We start from the raw sequence: 19,819 nt of genomic DNA, 5'->3' as shown, positions 1-19,819 counted from the left end.
TACAAAAAAGAAAAGGAATGAGAACTTATGATTAAAAAATTTTCTACTATATTATCGTTAGTTTTGCTAATCTCTATTTCTAGTACGATAGGAGTATTTGCAGATGCAAATCCTAAAAAAGAGTTGATAGAAGGTAGTATACCAGAGATTTCAACAGAATTAAATAAAAGAGCATTTAAGAATTCTAAAGAAGTAATTCTTGTAAATGAAGAGTCAATTGTAGACAGTATAAGTGCAACACCTTTAGCATATGCAAAAAATGCTCCAATAGTTGTAACTAAGAGTAAAAATCTTGGTAGAGTAACAAGAAATTATCTAAAAGAACTAGGTCCAGAGAAGGTTACGATAATAGGTGGTTTAAAGGCAGTATCTAAAGATGCTGAACGTAATATAGAAAAAATGGGAATGAAAGTAGAAAGAATAAGAGGAAAAGACAGATATGATACATCTTTAAAGATAGCTAGAGAAATGTACAGAACAGTAGGATTCGATAAAGCATTTTTACTTAGCTCAACTACAGGATTAGAAAATGCCATATCTGTGTATTCTTATGCAGCTAAAAGTGGAATGCCAATAATATGGGCTCAAGATGAAGGTTTTGAAGAACAAATTGATTTCTTAAAAGGTAAAAACCTTGAAAAAATATATGCCTTAGGTGATTCAAAAGAGTTTATTGCAGATATTGATTCTAGCTTAAAGAATATAGAAGGTATAAAGCAAATAAATAAGTCAGCGACAAATATCGATTTAATAAAGAAGTTTTATGATGTAAAAGATATAAATAAAATCTATACTGCTAGATTAGACTTTGGAAGTAGAGCTGATGTAAACGAATATATTTCTTTGGGAGTAGTATCGGCTAAAGAAAATATGCCAATACTGATTTGTAGTGATAATTTAAGTCGTGCACAAGATAAATTCTTGAAAGATAACAACATAAGTGATGTAATTGAAGTTGGGTATACAGTAGGTAATTATAGTTTACTTAAGAGTATATTTAATCTAACATTCTTATCTTGTATAATATTAATACTATTATTACTATTGATTACATTTAGGGCACTTAGATATGAGTCAATATAGTATTTAATTTATAAGGAAGCTTTTCATAGGTTAAATTTACTTAATTAGAATAATGTTTATAAGCAGTTTTAAAAGTTCTACTTTTAGAGTTTAAATTAGATAAGGAGAAATAAAATGTCAAAAACAGCTAAAGCAGCATTGTGGATTATGGCCGCCACTATGTTTTCAAAAGTATTAGGTTTCCTTAGAGAACTTGTACTTGCAAATTTCTATGGAACAGGTATGTATGCAGATGTATTTGTATTAACACTAAATATACCTGGTTTAATCATAGCAGTCATAGGTTCTGCAATTGCTACAACTTATATACCTATGTACTTTGAGACGAAGAAAAGACTCGGAGATGAAGGTGCCTTAAAATTTACTAATAATGTTTTAAATATATGCTATATAATGGCTATAATAATAGCTATTTTTGGGCTTTTATTTACAGAGCAATTTGTTACAGTATTTGCAGCAGGATTTAGAAGTGACCCTGCTAAGTTTCAAGCAGCAATATTATTTACTAAAATAATGATTTCAGGAGTTTTGTTCTTGAGTGGAAGTAAAATATTTAGTTCATTTTTACAGGTGAATGACAGTTTTGTAATTCCTGGACTTATAGGAATTCCATATAATATCATAATAATAGTAGCAATAGCACTAAGTGCAGGAAAAAATATATGGATACTACCAGCAGGAGCACTGGTTGCTATGGCAAGTCAGCTATTGTTTCAACTTCCATTTGCATTTAAGAAGTCCTACAAGTATAAACCATATATAAATTTAAAGGATGAGTCCATAAAAGAACTAGTGAATCTAGTCCTGCCTATGTTAATAGGTGTAGCTGTTGGACAGTTAAATATATTTGTTGACAGGTTATTGGCAACTACTTTAGGGGATGGGAAGTTGTCCGCTCTTAACTATGCAAATAGACTGAATGAGTTTGTTATGGCATTATTTGTTACATCTATAATAACCGTTATATATCCTAAGCTGGCAAAAATGTCAGGTAAAGATAATAAAGAAGGATTTATAAGTACTATTGTAAAATCATCAAATTGTATTATATTGGTGGTGCTTCCGATATCTATAGGAGCTATTATATTGGCAGAACCTCTTGTTAGAATATTATTCCAAAGAGGTAAGTTTGACGCCTTATCAACAGACCTTACATCTATAGCTCTTAGATTATATTCGCTAGGATTATTGGCTTGTGGGGTAAGAGATGTCTTATATAGAGCCTTCTATTCTCTTTCAGATACAAAAACACCAATGATAAATGGAAGTATAGCCTTAATAATAAATATAGTTCTTAATTTAATATTGATAAGACCACTTGGTCATGCAGGTATTGCTATATCAACTAGTACATCTAATATAATTACAGTTATATTATTGTTTATATCTCTTAAAAAGAAAAATGGATATTTTGGAGGAGATAAAATCATAAAGACTGGCCTTAAAAGTTTGGTAGCATCAGGTGTGATGGCAGTAGTCACTTTATTGATATATAACAATCTATATGCATTTATAGGTGCAGGAACAATTAAAGAAATTATATCAGTTGGAGCTGGAGTATTAGGTGGGGCTTCTGTATATACAATATTGATAGTTTTATTTAAGGTAGAAGAAATGGATTTAGCTTTTGAGTTTTTGAGAAAAGGAAAACAAAAACTACTTAAAAGATAGACATTTATCTTAAAAAATTAAAATAGAGTCAGAAAGGATGAAAATATGGATTATAAAAACAATTATGAGATGTGGTTAAATTCTCCTTATTTTGATGAACAAACCAAAGAAGAGCTATTAAATATAAAGGATGATGAAAAAGAAATACAAGATAGATTCTATAAAAATTTAGAATTTGGGACAGGTGGTCTAAGGGGTATAATAGGAGCGGGAACTAATAGAATAAATATTTATACTGTTAGACGTGCAACACTTGGAATTTTAAATTATATTATGAAGACACAAGGTGAAGAAGGAAAGCAAAAAGGAATTATTATAGCACATGATAGTAGATACATGTCAAGAGAGTTTTGTATAGAAGTAGCTAAAACTTTAAGTGCATATGGTGTAAAGGCTTATATTTTTGAAGAATTAAAACCTACACCAGAACTTTCTTTTGCTGTTAGATATTTAAAGTGTGCTATGGGAATAGTAATAACAGCAAGCCATAATCCTAAAGAGTACAATGGATATAAGGTATATGACTCAGATGGTGGTCAAATCTGTATAGATATGGCAAATGATATAATTGCAGAAGTTAATAAGATTGATGATTACAGTATTATTAAAAGTGCAGATTTTGAAGAAGCTTTATCTAAAAATTTAATAACTATATTAGATAATGAAGTAGATGATGAGTTTATAAAGGCTGTTAAGAAGCAAGTTTTAAGACAAAATACAATAGATGAATATGGAAAAAAATTAAAAATAATATATACACCTATTCATGGAACTGGAAATAAACCAGTAAGAAGAGTCTTAAATGAATGTGGCTTTGAAAATGTAATGGTGGTTAAGGAGCAAGAATTGCCAGATTCTAATTTTTCAACAGTTAAGTATCCTAATCCTGAAGAAAAGTCAGTATTTAATATAGCTATTGAAATGGCAAAGAGTAATGGTACTGATTTGATAATAGGAACAGACCCTGATTGTGACAGAGTAGGTGTTGTTGTAAAAGATTCTAGTGGTGAGTATGTAGTATTAAATGGAAACCAAGTTGGCTCACTTTTAGTTAGATATATATTAGAGAGTTTAGTTGAAGAAAATAAACTTCCTAAAAACAATCCTACAATAATAAAAACTATAGTTACATCAGAACTAGGTGCAAAAATAGCAAAGGCTTATAATGTAGATTGTTTAAATACTTTAACAGGATTCAAATTTATTGGAGAAAAAATAAAAGCGTTTGAAGAAAGTAATGATAGAAGCTTTATAATGGGATATGAGGAAAGCTATGGTTACTTAATTGGAACTCATGCTAGAGACAAAGATGGTGTTGTATCTTCACTTATGATATGTGAAATGGCAGCATATTATTTTTCAAAAGGTATGAATTTGTATGAAGCTTTGATAGATACATATAATAAATTTGGATACTACAAAGAGGACTTAAAGTCAGTTACTTTAAAAGGCATAGATGGAATAAAAAAAATAAAAGAGATGATGCTTTACTTTAGAAGTGTTAAAATAGATAATGTGGCTGATGTAAAAGTAGATAAGATTTTAGATTATAAAGATGGGGTCGATGATTTACCTAAATCAGATGTACTTAAATTTTTACTTGAAGATGGTTCTTGGATAGCTATAAGACCTTCAGGTACAGAACCTAAAATTAAATTTTACTTTGGAGCAAATTCAGACAACCAAGAAGATGTAGAATCTAAGTTGAATAATTTAATATCTTATATATTAAATGTGGTGGATTCTATATAAAGAGCTAAGGGGAGATAAATAATGAAAGCATACAATGTCATAATGGCTGGTGGAGGAGGGACTCGTTTCTGGCCACTTAGTAGACAAGAAGTACCTAAACAGCTTATAAATTTAAGTGGAGAAGATGCTTTAATAAATGAAACTATAAATAGAATAGATTCTCTAGCAAAAAAAGAGGATTTATTTATAGTAACTAATGAGAAGCAATTGGAAGCTTTAAAGGATACAGTAAAAGATAAATGTTTAGATAGCAATATCTTGCCAGAACCATGTGCCAGAAATACGGCAGCAGCTATAGGTTTTGCAGCCTTTAACATAATGAAAAAATATGGTGATGGTGTTATGTGTGTATATCCAGCTGACCATTATATAAAAGATGAAAAAGAATTTAAATCTATTTTAGAAAAAGCTATCTATATAGCAGAAAATAATGATAAACTAGTAACTATTGGGATAACTCCTACATTTCCATCAACAGGATATGGATACATAAATTTCAATAGAGAAAACACAATAGAAAATGTTGCATATGAGGTAGTGGAGTTCGTAGAAAAGCCAAACTATGAAATTGCTAAAGAATATGTAAACTCTAAAAAATATGTATGGAATAGTGGAATGTTCGTATGGAAAGTATCTAAGATATTGGAAGATTTTAAGAGATACTTACCAAAAGTATATGAAAAATTAGAGGAAATCAGTAATTACTTAGGAACAGAAGATGAAATAGGAAAAATAAAAGAAATATATCCAACAATACAATCAATTTCTATAGATTATGGTATTATGGAAAGAAGTAATGATGTTATAGTAGTTCCTGGTGATTTTGGGTGGAATGACGTTGGTTCTTGGGACTCTCTAGGTGCAATATATCCAACTGATGATGAAGGTAACATCAAAAGAGGTGAAAATATTACTATAGATACTAAAAACTCAATTATATATTCAGATGACAAATTAATATCGACAATAGGTATTAGTGATTTAATAGTAGTATCTACAAATGATGCAGTTATGGTTTGTAGAAAAGATAAAGCTCAAGATGTCAAAAAGATAGTAGAGCAATTAAAAGAAGAAGATAGACAAGAATATATGTAGGAGGTGTTAATTTGATTCCTAAAAAAATACATTATGTATGGTTTGGTGGACCAAAAGGAAATATAGAAAATATATGTATAAATTCCTGGAAAGAGAAACTTCCAGAATATGAGATAGTAGAGTGGAATGAAAAAAACTTTGATATAGAGAAAGAAATAAAAGGAAATAAGTTTTTGGAAGAATGTTATAAAAGAAAGCTTTGGGCATTCATATCAGATTATACAAGAATAAGAGTACTCTATGAACAAGGTGGAGTTTATATGGATACAGATATGCAAATATTAAAGGATATAACTCCTCTTTTAGAAAATAATAGGCTTATATGTGGATATGAAGATGATGGAGAATACATGAATGCAGCCATAGTAGGTGTAGAAAAAGGACATCCTTTTTTTAAAGACTTATTAGAGTACTATGAAAAAGAAGTCCTGACTTCTTCATTGTTTACAATACCAAAGGTTATGACTTATCTTATGGAAAAAAATTATAAAAAGATTGACCAAAATAACTATGAAGAAGGTATCCGTGTCTATGATAAAGAATATTTTTATCCTTTTGGATTTAAAGAAGACTTTACACCAGAATGTATTACAGAAAATACTTATGGAATACATTGGTGGGGAAAAAGTTGGGCTAAGAAAAGAAATTATTTCTTAGAAAGCAAGCACTTAACAGGTGTAAATAAGATATGGAAGTGTTGTAAAATATTTGCAAGTAATACTTTACGAAGCTAAAAGGGAGAAAGTGAAATGAAGACTTTAAACGATGATAGAAATATTATGATTAAAAAATATCTTTATATATTTGTTTTGTTTATCATATTACTTAGAAAGTATATGATATCATTTATTGACCCAGATATGAGTATAGGGATGATTAAATCAGCGTTATTTTATTCTTCAATAGGAATACTAATGCTACTTTTTTTATTTGATAAGAGAAAAAGTATAACAGAAATGGTGCTAGTTGGAGCCTGTGTATTACTTTATATATTAAATAGAGAAGGGGCTATATTATTAATTGTTTTGCTAGCTGTATCAGCTAAACAAATAGATGATAAATATATAGTTAAAAGTTATTTAATAATATCTGCATGTTTTTTAATAGGAGCTATATTGTTATTTAATTTATTTCCTTCATTAGTATTTAATCAGGAAGTCCACTATAGATATATAGGAAAATTAGATACGCTTGTTACAAGAATGGATTTTGGACTTGGTAATCCAAATGGGGTATTTTATCATATGGTTACTATATATGCAGCATATATATTCTTAAGATATAAAAACTATAATAAATGGGATAGAATAATTTTATTTGGATCTGCATTTTTTGTTTATCAAACTACATATAGTAGAACTGGTTTTTTTACTATATTAGCAGGATTAATATTTGTAGAAATAATAAGGTTGATAGACCTAAAAAAAGTAAAAGGACTACCAATGCTTATAAAGACATCACCGATAATACTTACTTTATCTAGTGTACTTATTGGTATAATGTTTTCTAAAAGTAGTGTACTAAATAGATTATTAGCGAGTAGACCTAAGTTTTGGAATGTATACTTATCTCAAGAGGGAAATTTTATGAAACCTTTTGGAAATTCATATAGCGCTGCTATAAAAGCAACTAATCCATTAGATAGTTCTTATATATATATAATTAGTGTACTAGGAGTAGTTGCTTGCATATTATTTATGTATTTGATGTATAAAGGTATAGAAAGTTTTATAGAAAAAGATAAAAAAGAGTATTTAGTAGCTTTATTTCTATTTTTAATATACTCTTTTGCAGAAAACTTATTATTAGAAGCTTCATTTAGTTTTGCAATAGTATTACTAATAAAAGAAGTAATATTAAACGATAAAAGAGAGGTAGATTTGTGGAAAGTGAAAAGTAGGAGGTAGTAATGTTAATATCATTAATAATGCCAACATTAAATAGATATGATGATATATATTTACTTATGGACAGCCTAGAAAATCAAACTTACAAAAACTTTGAACTTATAGTAGTAGATCAAAACGATAATAGCAAAGTTAAGGAGATAGTTGATAAATACGTTGATAAGTTAGATATAAAGTATATAAAAAGCGATAAGATGGGATTAAGTTATAATAGAAATGTAGGAATAGACAATGCTAAAGGGCAAATTATAGGTTTTCCTGATGATGACTGTGTCTACGAAAATGATACATTAGAAAAAGTTATAAACTTCTTTAATAAAAATAAAGATTATAAAATATACAGTTGTAAAACTATGGATGCAAATAAAATTGATGCATTTAAGAAAATGTATGATGGAACTTGTGATATCACAAGTTCCAACGTTTTAAATACTATAACATCCATAACTTTTTTTGTTGATTATGGAGAGAAAGAATATACAAGATTTGATGAAAAATTAGGTGTTGGTGGAGATTTTGGTGCTGGTGAAGAGATAGATTATGTTTTAAACTTATTGAGTTTAGGATTTAAAGGAAAATATTTTGGGAATGATATAATTTACCATCCTGCAAAAAAACATTCTAAATCTAAAGAAAAGTATCAAAAAGATTATAACTATGGAAGAGGTTTTGGAGCCCTTTGCAAAAAAGAAATAGTCTATAGAAAGAATTATAAGTTTGTAAAGGTTATGGCATCAAAACTTGTAAGAAATATAGGCGGTCTTATATTGAGTTCCAACAGAGATTATCATAGTGCCACTATAAAAGGAAGAATTAATGGATTTAGACAGTATAAGTTATAATGAGGATGGTGTTTATGGACAAGGTTAAATTTTTAATAAATATGCTTTTGGCTTTTTTTATGTATCCATTTAGTAAGCATAAGTTTAATGGTAGAAATATCTGGCTTATAGGTGGACATTCAGGAGATATATACAATGATAATTCCAAGTTCTTTTATGAGTATATGTTGAAAGAGCATAATGATGTAGAAACTTATTGGGTAGTAAATAAAGACAGTAAAGTATTTGATAAAATTCCAGGCAAAAAATTAATAAGAGGAAGTGTAGAAAACTATCTATATTATTACAATTCAAAAGCTATAGTATTTTCACATGCGCCATCAGCAGATATAGCACCTTATAACTTTGCTGTACCTGTTCTTAATTATTTTCATAAAAAGACGATAAAAGTGTTCTTAAATCATGGAACTATAAGTTTTAAAAAGAGAAAACCAATGAATAAAAAGTTCAAAAATATTATAGATAACCTATATAAAAGCTATAATATAGTTACAGCAAGTTCTGAGTTTGAAAGAAATGTCATGGTAAATGATTGGGGAATGTTAGATGACTCAGTTTATATAATTGGAAATGCAAGATATGACAATTTACCAACAAATGAAGTTGCACAAACACGAGATATATTATATACTCCTACATGGAGAGACTGGATAAAATTTAGTTCAGGAAAATTTACAGATACAGATTATTTTAAAAATATAATGAATTTCTTGAATGATGATAAATTAAATAAAATATTAGATGAGAAGGATATAAATGTAAAAATTTATATGCATCATCTTATGCATGAGTTTATAGATGATATAAAAGAAAACATAACTGGTAAACGAATTGTATTTTTAGATAAAGGGGTAACTCTAGCAAATGAAATAAGAAAATCAGCTGTAAACATAACTGATTATTCAAGTGTTGCCATAGACTTTCTATATATGAACAGACCTATTTTATTTTATCAATTTGATTTAGATGAATATATGGAAAAAGTTGATTCGTATATAGATTTAAAAAGTGAAATGTTTGGGTCTTTGGCTTATAATAATGATGAAGCTGTGAATAAACTTATTGATATTATTGAAAATAATTTTGAGGTTATGGATAACCAAAAAAATGAAAGAAATAAGTTTTTCAGATATAATGACAATAAGAACTGCAAGAGGATATATGATTGTGTATTAAGTAAAATTAAATAAATATTTTATAAATGATGAGGAAGGTAATATGAAGAAGAATTTAGTATCTATAATTACTCCCATGTATAATTCTGAAAAATTTATTGAAGCAACCATAAAATCAGTATTAAACCAAACTTATCAAGAATGGGAAATGTTAATTATTGATGATTGCTCAACAGATAATAGTCCTAATATAGTCAAATCTTATATGCAACAGGATAGTAGAATAAAATGCATAAAGACTGAGACTAATAAGGGTGTCTCTAATGCTAGAAATCTAGCATTAAGTAATGCGACAGGACAATTTATAGCTTTTTTAGATAGTGATGACCAGTGGAATAGTAGTAAGTTAGAAAAACAAGTAAACTTTATGTTAGAAAATGACTATGTAATCTCATTTACTTCATATGAACTGATGGACGAAAATGATAAAAAGTTAAATAAAGTAATAAAAGTGCCTCCTAATGTGGATTACAGAAGGTTATTAAAGGGAAATATTTTGGGATGTCTTACTGTTGTAATTGATAAGTCTAAACTGGATTTTGAAATTAAGATGAGTGGTGTAAGACATGAAGATTATGTCTTGTGGTTATCTATATTGAAAAGAGGACATATTGCTCATGGAATAAATGAAGTTTTAGCATTATATAGAAAATCTAGTAACTCCCTTAGTGGTAATAAGATAAAGGCTGCTATGTGGACTTGGAATATATATAGAAATATAGAAAAAATACCTCTATACAAAGCTATATACTACTTTATTAATTATGGAATAAATGGAATTAAAAAAAGTTAGATAGAGAGGAAGATTTAATTAATGTATAAATATAAATTTACTGTATTTACTCCAACATACAATAGAGCTCATTTACTTGAAAATTTGTACAATGATTTAAAAGCTCAAACATATGATTTCAACGACTTTGAATGGTTGATTGTCGATGATGGAAGTAGCGACGGTACTAAAGAATTAGTTGAAAAATTTATATCAGAAGATAAATTAAATATAAGATATATATACAAAGAAAATGGAGGAAAACATACTGCAATAAATCTAGGTGTGAAAAATGCAGATGGAGAACTATTTTTCATTGTAGATAGTGATGATGGTTTAATTAAAGATTCTCTTGAAATTGCTAATGATGAATGGAATTCTGTAGAAAATAAAGAAGGATTTAGTGGGGTTGTTGGACTTTGTGTATACCCAAGCGGAGATTTAATAGGCACAGAAATGCCTGAGGATAAAAAAATATGTCACTTTGCAGACCTATATTTTAAATATGGTGTTAAGGGAGATAAAAGCATAGTATTTGTAACTGATGAGCTTATAAAATTTCCTTTTCCAGAAAGAAAAGAAGTGAGATTTTTACCAGAAAGTGTAGTATGGAATGAAATGTCTAAATACTATAAAGTTAAATGTGTAAACAAACCTATGATAATAAGAGATTATTTGGATGATGGTTTGACTAAGAATATATTAAATAAAAATGCATTAAAAGGTAGAGCATTAGAGTTTTTATATTTAATAAATCAAAATACATATCCTTTAGGTAGATATCCATATATGTGGATAAAGAATTACATAAATTTAGCTAGATACTCATTGTTATCTGACAGTCATTATTTTGGCGAAATCAAAAAAATATCTGATAAATTATTGTATTTAGTGTTGTTCCCATTAGGATATTACAAATATATTGGACAAAGAAAGTTAGTATCTAAGTAAACTTGTTGGTATAGTACTGCTAGTTGCTATATAAGGAGAGTAAAAATATGAATGAGCCTTTAGTATCGATAATTACTCCTGTATATAATTCAGAAGAGTTTTTATCAGAGACAATAAAGTCAATCCAAAATCAAACTTATAAAAATTGGCAGCTTTTATTAGTGGATGATTGTTCTAAGGACAATTCAAGTGAAATTATAAAAAGTTTTCAAAAAGAAGATGCTAGAATAAAATATATAAAGCTTGAAAAAAATTCTGGAGCTGCAGTATCTAGGAATGTTGGTATTGAAAATGCGGAAGGGCGATTTATTGCATTTGTAGATAGTGATGATTTATGGGATAGTAAAAAGTTAGAAATTCAGATAGGACATATGTTAAAAGAAAATATCGGGTTTTCTTTTACATCTTATAGATATATGAGACAAGATGGAACAAAAACGAGTAAAGTTGCAAGAGCACCTAAAAAGATTGACTATGAAGGATTACTTAAAAATACTATAATAGGGTGTTCTACTGTAGTCATCGATAGGGATGTCATAGGTGAATTTAGTATGCCTTTAGTAAGAAGAGGACAAGATACTGCAACTTGGTTACAATTACTTAAAAAGGAAAAATATGCATATGGAATTCAAGAAGATTTAGTGAATTATAGGCTAGTTGGAAATTCTATATCAAGCAATAAGATAAAAGCATTAAAACGAACTTGGAATACCTATAGAAATGTTGAAAATTTAAGTTTACCAAAAAGCCTATATGTATTTTGTTTCTATGTTTTTAATGCCATTAAAAAAAGAGTATAAGTTTTATATACTTGGAGGTAAAAAAATGAAAATAGCTATAGCTGGGACTGGATATGTAGGGCTAGTAACAGGTGTTTGTCTAGCAGAGGTAGGCAATGAAAATGTAATTTGTGTTGATATAGATGAACATAAAGTTAAATCAATGCAACTTGGGATAGCACCTATATATGAAGAAGGCCTAGAAGAACTTATGGTTAGAAATTATGAAAAAGGAAGAATAGATTATACTACAGATTATAAAAAAGCTTATGAAGATGTAGATATAATACTAATAGCTGTAGGAACTCCAGAAAGAAGTGATGGTTCAGCTAATTTAGATTATATAAAGGCAGTTGCAAAGCAAATAGCTGAAACTGTAACAAAAGATACTTTAGTAGTAATAAAATCTACAGTACCAATTGGAACAAATGAAGAAATAGAAGATTATATAAATAAAAACTTAAAAAATGATGTAAAAGTTGAACTTGCATCTAATCCAGAGTTTTTATCACAAGGTAGTGCAGTAAGAGATACTTTACATGCTTCAAGAATTGTTATAGGAGTGGAAAGTGAGTGGGCAAGAGGAATACTGGAAGAAATTTATAAACCTTTTAATCAACCTATAATAGTAACTAATAGAAATAGTGCTGAAATGATAAAATATGCATCAAATAACTTTTTAGCACTTAAGATATCTTTTATGAATGATATTGCAAATCTTTGTGAGATAGCAGGTGCTAATGTGGAAGATGTCGCTTTAGGAATGAGTTATGATGATAGAATAGGAAGTAAATTCTTAAAAGCAGGTATAGGTTATGGAGGTTCTTGTTTCCCTAAAGATACAAAAGCCCTTCATTGGCTGTCTGAGCATAACGGTTATGAATTAAAAACAGTAAAGGCTGCTATAGAAGTGAATGAAAGTCAAAAACTTAAATTAGTTAGAAAGGCATCTAAACTAGTAGAGAGCTTTCAAGATATGAAAGTTGCTGTTTTAGGATTAACATTTAAGCCAGATACTGATGATATAAGAGAAGCCCCATCTATTCCAAATATAAAATATTTACTTGAAAGAGGAGCAAAAGTTACTGCATTTGACCCAATAGGAGTTGAAAATACTAAGAAAATATTTGGGGATTCTATACTTTATGCTAAATCTATAGATGATACAATAGAAGATGCAGAGATATGTTTTATAATGACAGAGTGGAAAGATGTCTTAAATTATGATATACATAAGTATAAGGAAAAGATGAAAAATCCTTTAGTTCTAGATGGAAGAAATTGTTACAAGCTTGAAGATATGAAAGAACTAGGTATTGAGTATTATTCGATAGGAAGGTAAATATTATGAAGACTGTTTGTTATTTGGCTGATGGGTCAAATCCTCATACTTTAAAATGGTGTAGTTTTTTTAAAAATAAAGGATACAACATTCATGTTATCTCTTTAAATGGAGGTCACATGGAAGGAATTAAAATTTATGACTTTGGTTCTAATGTAGAAGAACTGAAAAATGAAAATATTTCTAAAAAAACAGGATACTTAGGTTCAATAAAACAAATAAAGAAACTAGTAAATGAAATAAAGCCAGATATACTTCATGCACAATATGCAAGTAGTTATGGATTTATAGGTAGTTTACTTGGGTATCATCCATATATTATTTCTGTTTGGGGTACTGATATTTATGATTTCCCAAACAATGGTTTTATACAAAAACAAATTATAAAACATAACTTTAGAAAAGCAGATTATATATTTTCAAATAGTAGAGACATGGCTAAAGAAGCTAATAAATATACAACTAAGCATGTAGATGTAACCTTTTTCGGAGTAGATATGGATAGATTTAAACCTATGGAAGTAGAAAAAGAAGATGCTTTTGTAATAGGAATTATAAAGAGTTTGGAAAAAAAATATGGAATTGAATATTTAGTACAAGCATTTAAGATGTTGAAAGATGAATATAAAGAAAAGAAAATAATTTTAAAAATAGGTGGTTCTGGAAGTCAAATGGATAACTTAGTGAATCTGACTAAGGAATTAGGCGTGGAAGATAATGTTCAATTTTTAGGTAGAATATCTCCAGAGGATGTCAGTAAGACTTTTAATTCTTTTGATGTAACAGTATTTCCTTCTTTGAGAGAGGGTTTTGGTGTAGCTGCAATAGAATCAGAGTCTTGTGAAGTTCCTGTTATTGTTACAAATGTAGGTGGGCATCCAGAATCTGTATTGGAAAATGAAACGGGGCTAATTGTAGAGCCAAAGCAAGCAGAAGAAATAAAAAATGCTATAATAAAACTAATGGAAAATGATGAGCTTAGACTTAATATGGGTAAAAAAGGGCGTAAGTTTGTTAGAGAAAATTATGAAGTTAATTTAAATTTTAATGATATAGAAAAAATATACGACTCTATATTAGATAAATATAAAAAATAAGAATTGAAAAATACAGCAAAAGATAGATGTTGTTGGCTATGCTTAGGTGCGTAGCTTTTGCTGTTTAATGGAGGGCTTCTAGTTATGCGAGAAAGTATAGATTTAGAGAAAGAAAGCTTTTTTAATAAGCTTTTAAAAAAATATAAATTTAGACAACTATCATTATTAATTCTAGATATTTGTAGCGTGCTAGTAGCATTTCGAATGTCTTTGAGTTTGACAGGCAATTTAGATGTATTCAATGTTAATAATGTAATAATTTCAGTTTGTATATATATTGGACTCCATATAGTGTCATTTAGATTGTTTAAGTGTTACAACACATTGTGGAGATATGCAGGAGAAGAAGAAATTATTTCGATTTTTATTGCAACTTTAGCTTATCTAATTCCAGCTTATGTGATAAATAGAATATTGGGACTCGATTATCCTATAATGCTTTATGTATTAAATACGATATTTATTATAATGTTTACAAGTGGAGTGAGAATAGGCTACAGGGCTATAAGAATAGTCATGAATAAGACATACTCTAGAGGGAAGGTTTCTAACATTCTTATAATTGGAGCAGGAGATGCTGGAGAGATGGTTATACAAGAATTAAAGCGAAATCCAGAACTTAAAAAAGTAGCAGTAGCTATAATCGATGATGATAAAAATAAAATCGGAAGAATAATTCATAATGTAAAGATTGTAGGAACAACTTCAAAGATAAATGATATAGTTGAAGAATATAAAGTAGATGAAATAATTTTTTCTATTGCCAACATAGAAAAACACAGAAAAAAAGAAATTATTGATATGTGTAAGAATACTAATTGTAAAATAAAGACAATACCAGGAATTTATGAAATTATAGATGGAAAAGTTGATATAAAACAGATTAGAGAGGTAGAAATAGAAGACTTATTGGGTAGAGAGCCTATAAGAACAAATTTAAAAGAGATAAGTAACTATATTGAAGGAAAAGTAATCCTTGTAACTGGAGGAGGAGGCTCAATTGGTTCAGAGCTTTGCAGACAGATTGCAGGGTTTAATCCTAAAGAGCTTATTATAGTTGATAATTATGAAAATAATGCTTATGCAATACAGCAAGAATTGCTTAGAAAATATAAAAATAAGTTGGATTTAAAAGCAATAATAGCTTCAATAAGAGAAGAAAAAAGAATGGATGAAATATTTAATAAATATAAGCCAGAAGTGGTATTCCATGCAGCAGCTCATAAACATGTTCCTCTTATGGAGTCAAGCCCTGGTGAGGCTATAAAGAATAATATATTTGGAACTTTAAATATAGCAGGTTTATCTTCAAAATATAGAGCTAAGAAGTTTGTCCTCATATCTACAGACAAAGCTGTAAATCCGACAAATATAATGGGAGCTACTAAAAGAGCTGCCGAGATGATTATACAGACAATGAATGATGAAAGTCAGACTGAGTTTGTTGCAGTTAGATTTGGAAATGTACTTGGAAGTAATGGAAGTGTAATTCCCCTTTTTAAGAAGCAGATTGAAGATGGTGGACCAGTAACTGTTACACATCCAGATATTATTAGATATTTTATGACAATACCAGAGGCTGTAGGGCTTGTTATACAGGCTGGAGCTATGGCTAAAGGTGGAGAAGTATTTGTACTTGATATGGGAGAGCCTGTAAAAATATTGGATTTAGCAAAAAATTTAATAAAATTTAGTGGGCTTGAACCAGATGTTGATGTAAAAATTGAATTTTCTGGTCTTAGACCAGGAGAAAAATTGTATGAAGAACTTCTTATGTCAGAAGAAGGTCTGTTAGATACAGAGCATAAAAAGATTTTTATTGGTAGGCCAATAGATGTTGATAGAGAAAAAATAACAAAATACTTAAAACTTTTAAAAGAAATTACAAACAATGAAGAAACTGAAAAAATAGATGGTGTCATGAGAAAATTAGTACCAACTTACATTAAACCAGAAGATGCTAATATCAAAGAAATTGCAACAACTCGAGAGAAGTAGAATATATTTCTAATTTGTAACCAGGGGGAGCAAAAAGAAACAAATAGATACTAAAAAGAAACAAAAGATTACAAAAAGATTACAAAAAGATTACAAAAAAGGTTGCAATTTATTTTGATGTAAGTTAGAATGTTAATTAGGAATTGGAAATGAAGGAACAAAATGTTAAATTTTCGAAAGGATTAGGTATTTGAGATTATGATGAATATTAAAAATAAAAAACATATATTGAAAAAATTTATAGCAATGGTGTTAATAGCAGGAGTTGTTACAGTAGAGGCAGGAGCAATAACAGCTAGTGCAGCAGAGTTATCTAATTCACCTATGAATGCGACAGTAGATCAATGTGATTTCTTAAACATGAGAAGTGGAGCTAGTGCAAATGATGCAATAGTAGGAAAGATAAACACAGGTGACAAAGTTGAAGTTTTAGAACTACATTCAAATGGATGGATAAAAATAAGAACAGTTGACAATGTTACAGGATGGGTAAATGGAGATTATTTAACTATTGAAGGTGGAAATGTAGACGCAAAGGTACAAAATGTTTTAAACTTAGCATTTAAGCAACAAGGTAAACCATATAGATGGGGAGCAACTGGACCAAACTCTTTTGATTGTTCTGGGTTCACTTCGTATGTTTACAAAAATGGAGCAGGAGTTAATTTACCAAGAGTATCAAGATCACAAGCAACAGTAGGAAAGAAAGTATCTAGAGCAGAATTAAAAGCAGGAGATTTAGTTTTCTTTGGTTCAGGTGGTTCAATAAATCATGTTGGGTTGTATATAGGAGATTCTAAATTTATACATTCACCACAAACAGGAGATGTAGTAAAAGTTACTAGTATGGCTCCAGGAACTAATTATGCTAGAAGACTTATAACTGCTACACGTGTTTTACAATAATAATAGATTTAATTTACATAGGATTGAATATTAACATTAAATATAGTTATGTTTAATGTTTTACATAGAAAGTGAAGTATTAATTAATATTAAAATAGTGATGAACGTTATAAAAACAGCAAAGAATATAAATTTCTTTGCTGTTTTTTTTATAATAAATTATTTCATATTATAATTAAATATTAAATATAAATATTAACTATATTATTCAATATTTGACAGATAATATGAACTTTAGATATACTTAGTAAGGAGTATATTGTAGAAAAAAATAAATTTAAGAAATTAAGGGGGATGAAATGAAAAAGACAAGTATATTACTATTATCGTTGGTAATGACACTTACAATGTGTAGTGTAAGTTCATTTGCTGATTCGTCAAATGATAAGGAAATGAGAGCTGCTTGGATATCTACAGTTTATAACTTAGATTGGCCTAAGACTAAAAATAATGAAGCCAAGCAAAAAAAGGAATACACAGACTTATTAGACAAATTAAAAAGTGCAGGAATAAACACAGCAGTGGTTCAAGTAAGACCAAAATCAGATGCTTTATATAAATCAAAGATAAACACATGGTCTGAATATCTTACAGGTACTCAAGGTAAAGACCCTGGATATGACCCATTACCATTTTTAATAGAAGAAGCACATAAAAGAGGAATGGAATTCCATGCATGGTTTAATCCATACAGAATAACTATGGCAGATGAGAGCATAGATAAATTGCCAGCAAACCATCCAGCAAAGAAAAATCCAAGTTGGGTAGTTAAACATGGAAATAAGTATTACTATGACCCAGGTTTACCAGAAGTTAGAAAGTACATAGTTGATAGTATAACAGAGGTAGTTCAAAATTATGATATAGATGGTGTTCATTTTGATGATTATTTCTATCCAGGAGTAAGTTTCAACGATACTGCTACATATCAAAAATATGGACAAGGACAAAACAAAGACAATTGGAGAAGAGAAAATGTAAATACTCTACTTAGAGATGTAAAGGCATCTATAAAGAGTATAAAGCCTGAAGTTGTATTTGGTGTGAGTCCAGCTGGAATATGGAGAAACAAGAGTAGTGACCCAACAGGTTCAGATACATCAGGTAATGAAAGTTATGTAGGTACATATGCAGATACAAGAGCATGGATAAAACAAGGATTAGTTGATTATGTAGTTCCACAACTTTACTGGCCAATTGGTCTTAAAGCCGCAGACTACTCTAAATTAGTTTCATGGTGGGCAAATGAAGTAAAAGGAACAAATGTAGACTTATACATAGGACAAGGTATATATAAACAAGGGCAATCAAGTTATAATGGGCAAAACATAGCAAAAGAAATAGTGAAGCAAGTAACATTAAATAGAAAATATAGTGAAATAAAGGGTAGTATGTATTTTTCAGCTAAAGATATAGCAAATAGTACATCTATACAAAATGATTTAAAGAGCTTGTACTCTGACAGTAATGAACAGCCAGTGACTCCACCATCTAATGTCAAGGTGGAAAAATTAAGAGGTGCTGAAAGATATGATACAGCAGTTGCAATAAGTAAAAAAGGATGGGCTACAAATTCAGATACAGTAGTATTAGTAAATGGATATTCTATAGTCGATGGTATAACATCAACTCCACTTGCTACTGCAAATGATGCACCTATATTATTAGTAAATAAGGGTGATATACCAACATCTACTAAAAATGAAATAAAAAGACTTAATCCAAGTAAAGTTATCTTAATAGGAGGAAATAATTCTATTGGAGATAAAGTTGAAAGTGAGATAAAAGATACATTATCAAATGTATCAATAAACAGAGTGGGTGGCTCAGATAGATATAGCACATCTCTTTTAATAGCAAAAGAATTAGCAAAGACTAATCCAGTAGACAAACTATATATAACAAGTGGTACAGGTGAAGCAGATTCTCTTTCTATAGCTTCAAAAGCAGGAGAAGAAAAACAGCCAATCGTATTAGTATCAAAAGATAATGTAAGTGATGAAATCTATAATTGGGTATCAGATTTAAATGTAAAAGATGCATATTTTATAGGTGGTAATTTAAGTATATCTGATTCAGTAATAAATAAATTAGATAAAGTTATTACAAATGATGTATCTAAAAATAGAATAGCTGGAGAAAATAGAGAAGAAACAAATGGAAAAGTAATACAGAAATTCTATCCAAATGCTGAATATTCATCAATGTTTGTAAGTAAGAGTAATCAGTTAGTAGATGCATTAACATCAGGACCTTTAGCAGCAAAATTAAAATCACCAGTAGTTATGCTTGGAAATAGTGTAACATCTGCTCAGAAAACTGCTCTAGAGCCTAAAAAGACAAGCCTAGTATATGAAGCTGGAGATGGAATAAATCAAACTGCATTAAACAGTTTATTAAACCTAGTTCAATAGTAAGAATTTAATAAAGATACTATATTATAAATGCT

16 protein-coding genes are annotated in these 19,819 nt (G+C 29.1%); all 16 read left to right on the top strand.

The genetic code is table 11. The annotated features are described in order from the left end of the window. Positions 1 to 27 precede the first annotated feature (27 nt). The 16 genes from KGF36_RS06495 to KGF36_RS06420 all read left to right on the top strand — a co-directional run bounded on the left by KGF36_RS06495 (position 28) and on the right by KGF36_RS06420 (position 19,784). On the top strand, positions 28 to 1,083 hold the full coding sequence (locus KGF36_RS06495; RefSeq protein WP_227827553.1) for a cell wall-binding protein Cwp7: 1,056 nt from the start codon (positions 28 to 30) through the stop codon (positions 1,081 to 1,083). A gap of 114 nt (positions 1,084 to 1,197) precedes the next feature. Continuing rightward, positions 1,198 to 2,754: a murein biosynthesis integral membrane protein MurJ gene (gene murJ, locus KGF36_RS06490; RefSeq protein ID WP_227842587.1), complete on the top strand. Its 1,557-nt coding sequence runs from the start codon at positions 1,198 to 1,200 to the stop codon at positions 2,752 to 2,754. A 45-nt stretch (positions 2,755 to 2,799) separates the two neighbouring features. Further along, positions 2,800 to 4,506, top strand: a complete 1,707-nt coding sequence (locus KGF36_RS06485; RefSeq protein ID WP_227854622.1) for a phospho-sugar mutase — start codon at positions 2,800 to 2,802, stop codon at positions 4,504 to 4,506. A gap of 21 nt (positions 4,507 to 4,527) precedes the next feature. After that, positions 4,528 to 5,601: a mannose-1-phosphate guanylyltransferase gene (locus tag KGF36_RS06480; RefSeq protein WP_227839523.1), complete on the top strand. Its 1,074-nt coding sequence runs from the start codon at positions 4,528 to 4,530 to the stop codon at positions 5,599 to 5,601. An 11-nt stretch (positions 5,602 to 5,612) separates the two neighbouring features. Continuing rightward, entirely contained in the window at positions 5,613 to 6,335 is a 723-nt protein-coding gene (locus tag KGF36_RS06475; RefSeq protein ID WP_227827549.1) for a glycosyltransferase, read from the top strand. Between the two features lie 15 nt (positions 6,336 to 6,350). Further along, positions 6,351 to 7,508: a polysaccharide polymerase gene (locus KGF36_RS06470; protein ID WP_227854621.1), complete on the top strand. Its 1,158-nt coding sequence runs from the start codon at positions 6,351 to 6,353 to the stop codon at positions 7,506 to 7,508. A gap of 2 nt (positions 7,509 to 7,510) precedes the next feature. Continuing rightward, entirely contained in the window at positions 7,511 to 8,350 is an 840-nt protein-coding gene (locus KGF36_RS06465; protein ID WP_227854620.1) for a glycosyltransferase family 2 protein, read from the top strand. A 14-nt stretch (positions 8,351 to 8,364) separates the two neighbouring features. Beyond that, a complete protein-coding gene (locus KGF36_RS06460) occupies positions 8,365 to 9,540 on the top strand; it encodes a CDP-glycerol glycerophosphotransferase family protein (RefSeq protein WP_227827546.1) in 1,176 nt (391 codons plus the stop codon). 28 nt (positions 9,541 to 9,568) lie between these two features. Continuing rightward, entirely contained in the window at positions 9,569 to 10,318 is a 750-nt protein-coding gene (locus KGF36_RS06455) for a glycosyltransferase family 2 protein (protein ID WP_227827545.1), read from the top strand. Positions 10,319 to 10,339: 21 nt separating this feature from the next. Further along, positions 10,340 to 11,248 (top strand): glycosyltransferase family A protein, encoded by a 909-nt coding sequence (locus KGF36_RS06450; protein WP_227827544.1) that lies wholly within the window; start codon positions 10,340 to 10,342, stop codon positions 11,246 to 11,248. Positions 11,249 to 11,295: 47 nt separating this feature from the next. Continuing rightward, positions 11,296 to 12,048, top strand: a complete 753-nt coding sequence (locus KGF36_RS06445) for a glycosyltransferase family 2 protein (RefSeq protein ID WP_227842590.1) — start codon at positions 11,296 to 11,298, stop codon at positions 12,046 to 12,048. Then, a complete protein-coding gene (locus tag KGF36_RS06440) occupies positions 12,002 to 13,369 on the top strand; it encodes a UDP-glucose dehydrogenase family protein (RefSeq protein ID WP_413894728.1) in 1,368 nt (455 codons plus the stop codon). The genes KGF36_RS06445 and KGF36_RS06440 overlap by 47 nt, the downstream gene beginning before the upstream one ends. Positions 13,370 to 13,374: 5 nt before the next feature. Beyond that, entirely contained in the window at positions 13,375 to 14,466 is a 1,092-nt protein-coding gene (locus tag KGF36_RS06435) for a glycosyltransferase family 4 protein (RefSeq protein ID WP_227842591.1), read from the top strand. Positions 14,467 to 14,550: 84 nt separating this feature from the next. Next, entirely contained in the window at positions 14,551 to 16,464 is a 1,914-nt protein-coding gene (locus KGF36_RS06430) for a polysaccharide biosynthesis protein (protein ID WP_227827541.1), read from the top strand. 201 nt (positions 16,465 to 16,665) lie between these two features. Further along, positions 16,666 to 17,370: an SH3 domain-containing C40 family peptidase gene (locus KGF36_RS06425; RefSeq protein WP_227854619.1), complete on the top strand. Its 705-nt coding sequence runs from the start codon at positions 16,666 to 16,668 to the stop codon at positions 17,368 to 17,370. Between the two features lie 299 nt (positions 17,371 to 17,669). Further along, on the top strand, positions 17,670 to 19,784 hold the full coding sequence (locus KGF36_RS06420; RefSeq protein ID WP_227854618.1) for a cell wall-binding glycosyl-hydrolase Cwp19: 2,115 nt from the start codon (positions 17,670 to 17,672) through the stop codon (positions 19,782 to 19,784). The last annotated feature ends 35 nt before the right edge of the window (positions 19,785 to 19,819 follow it).

It is taken from the genome of Clostridioides sp. ZZV14-6009 (genome assembly GCF_020658095.1).
In the GTDB taxonomy this organism is placed as follows: Bacteria; Bacillota; Clostridia; order Peptostreptococcales; family Peptostreptococcaceae; genus Clostridioides.
The sequence above is the reverse complement of the archived record's forward strand: the minus strand, read 5'-3'. Positions and strand labels throughout refer to the sequence as shown.

Bases quoted from the DNA above. Each gene is read 5' to 3' on its own strand.
- KGF36_RS06495 (WP_227827553.1), top strand. From the start codon at position 28: ATGATTAAAAAATTTTCTACTATATTATCGTTAGTTTTGCTAATCTCT.
- murJ (WP_227842587.1), top strand. From the start codon at position 1,198: ATGTCAAAAACAGCTAAAGCAGCATTGTGGATTATGGCCGCCACTATG.
- KGF36_RS06485 (WP_227854622.1), top strand. From the start codon at position 2,800: ATGGATTATAAAAACAATTATGAGATGTGGTTAAATTCTCCTTATTTT.
- KGF36_RS06480 (WP_227839523.1), top strand. From the start codon at position 4,528: ATGAAAGCATACAATGTCATAATGGCTGGTGGAGGAGGGACTCGTTTC.
- KGF36_RS06470 (WP_227854621.1), top strand. From the start codon at position 6,351: ATGAAGACTTTAAACGATGATAGAAATATTATGATTAAAAAATATCTT.
- KGF36_RS06465 (WP_227854620.1), top strand. From the start codon at position 7,511: ATGTTAATATCATTAATAATGCCAACATTAAATAGATATGATGATATA.
- KGF36_RS06460 (WP_227827546.1), top strand. From the start codon at position 8,365: ATGGACAAGGTTAAATTTTTAATAAATATGCTTTTGGCTTTTTTTATG.
- KGF36_RS06455 (WP_227827545.1), top strand. From the start codon at position 9,569: ATGAAGAAGAATTTAGTATCTATAATTACTCCCATGTATAATTCTGAA.
- KGF36_RS06450 (WP_227827544.1), top strand. From the start codon at position 10,340: ATGTATAAATATAAATTTACTGTATTTACTCCAACATACAATAGAGCT.
- KGF36_RS06445 (WP_227842590.1), top strand. From the start codon at position 11,296: ATGAATGAGCCTTTAGTATCGATAATTACTCCTGTATATAATTCAGAA.
- KGF36_RS06440 (WP_413894728.1), top strand. From the start codon at position 12,002: ATGTATTTTGTTTCTATGTTTTTAATGCCATTAAAAAAAGAGTATAAG.
- KGF36_RS06435 (WP_227842591.1), top strand. From the start codon at position 13,375: ATGAAGACTGTTTGTTATTTGGCTGATGGGTCAAATCCTCATACTTTA.
- KGF36_RS06430 (WP_227827541.1), top strand. From the start codon at position 14,551: ATGCGAGAAAGTATAGATTTAGAGAAAGAAAGCTTTTTTAATAAGCTT.
- KGF36_RS06425 (WP_227854619.1), top strand. From the start codon at position 16,666: ATGAATATTAAAAATAAAAAACATATATTGAAAAAATTTATAGCAATG.
- KGF36_RS06420 (WP_227854618.1), top strand. From the start codon at position 17,670: ATGAAAAAGACAAGTATATTACTATTATCGTTGGTAATGACACTTACA.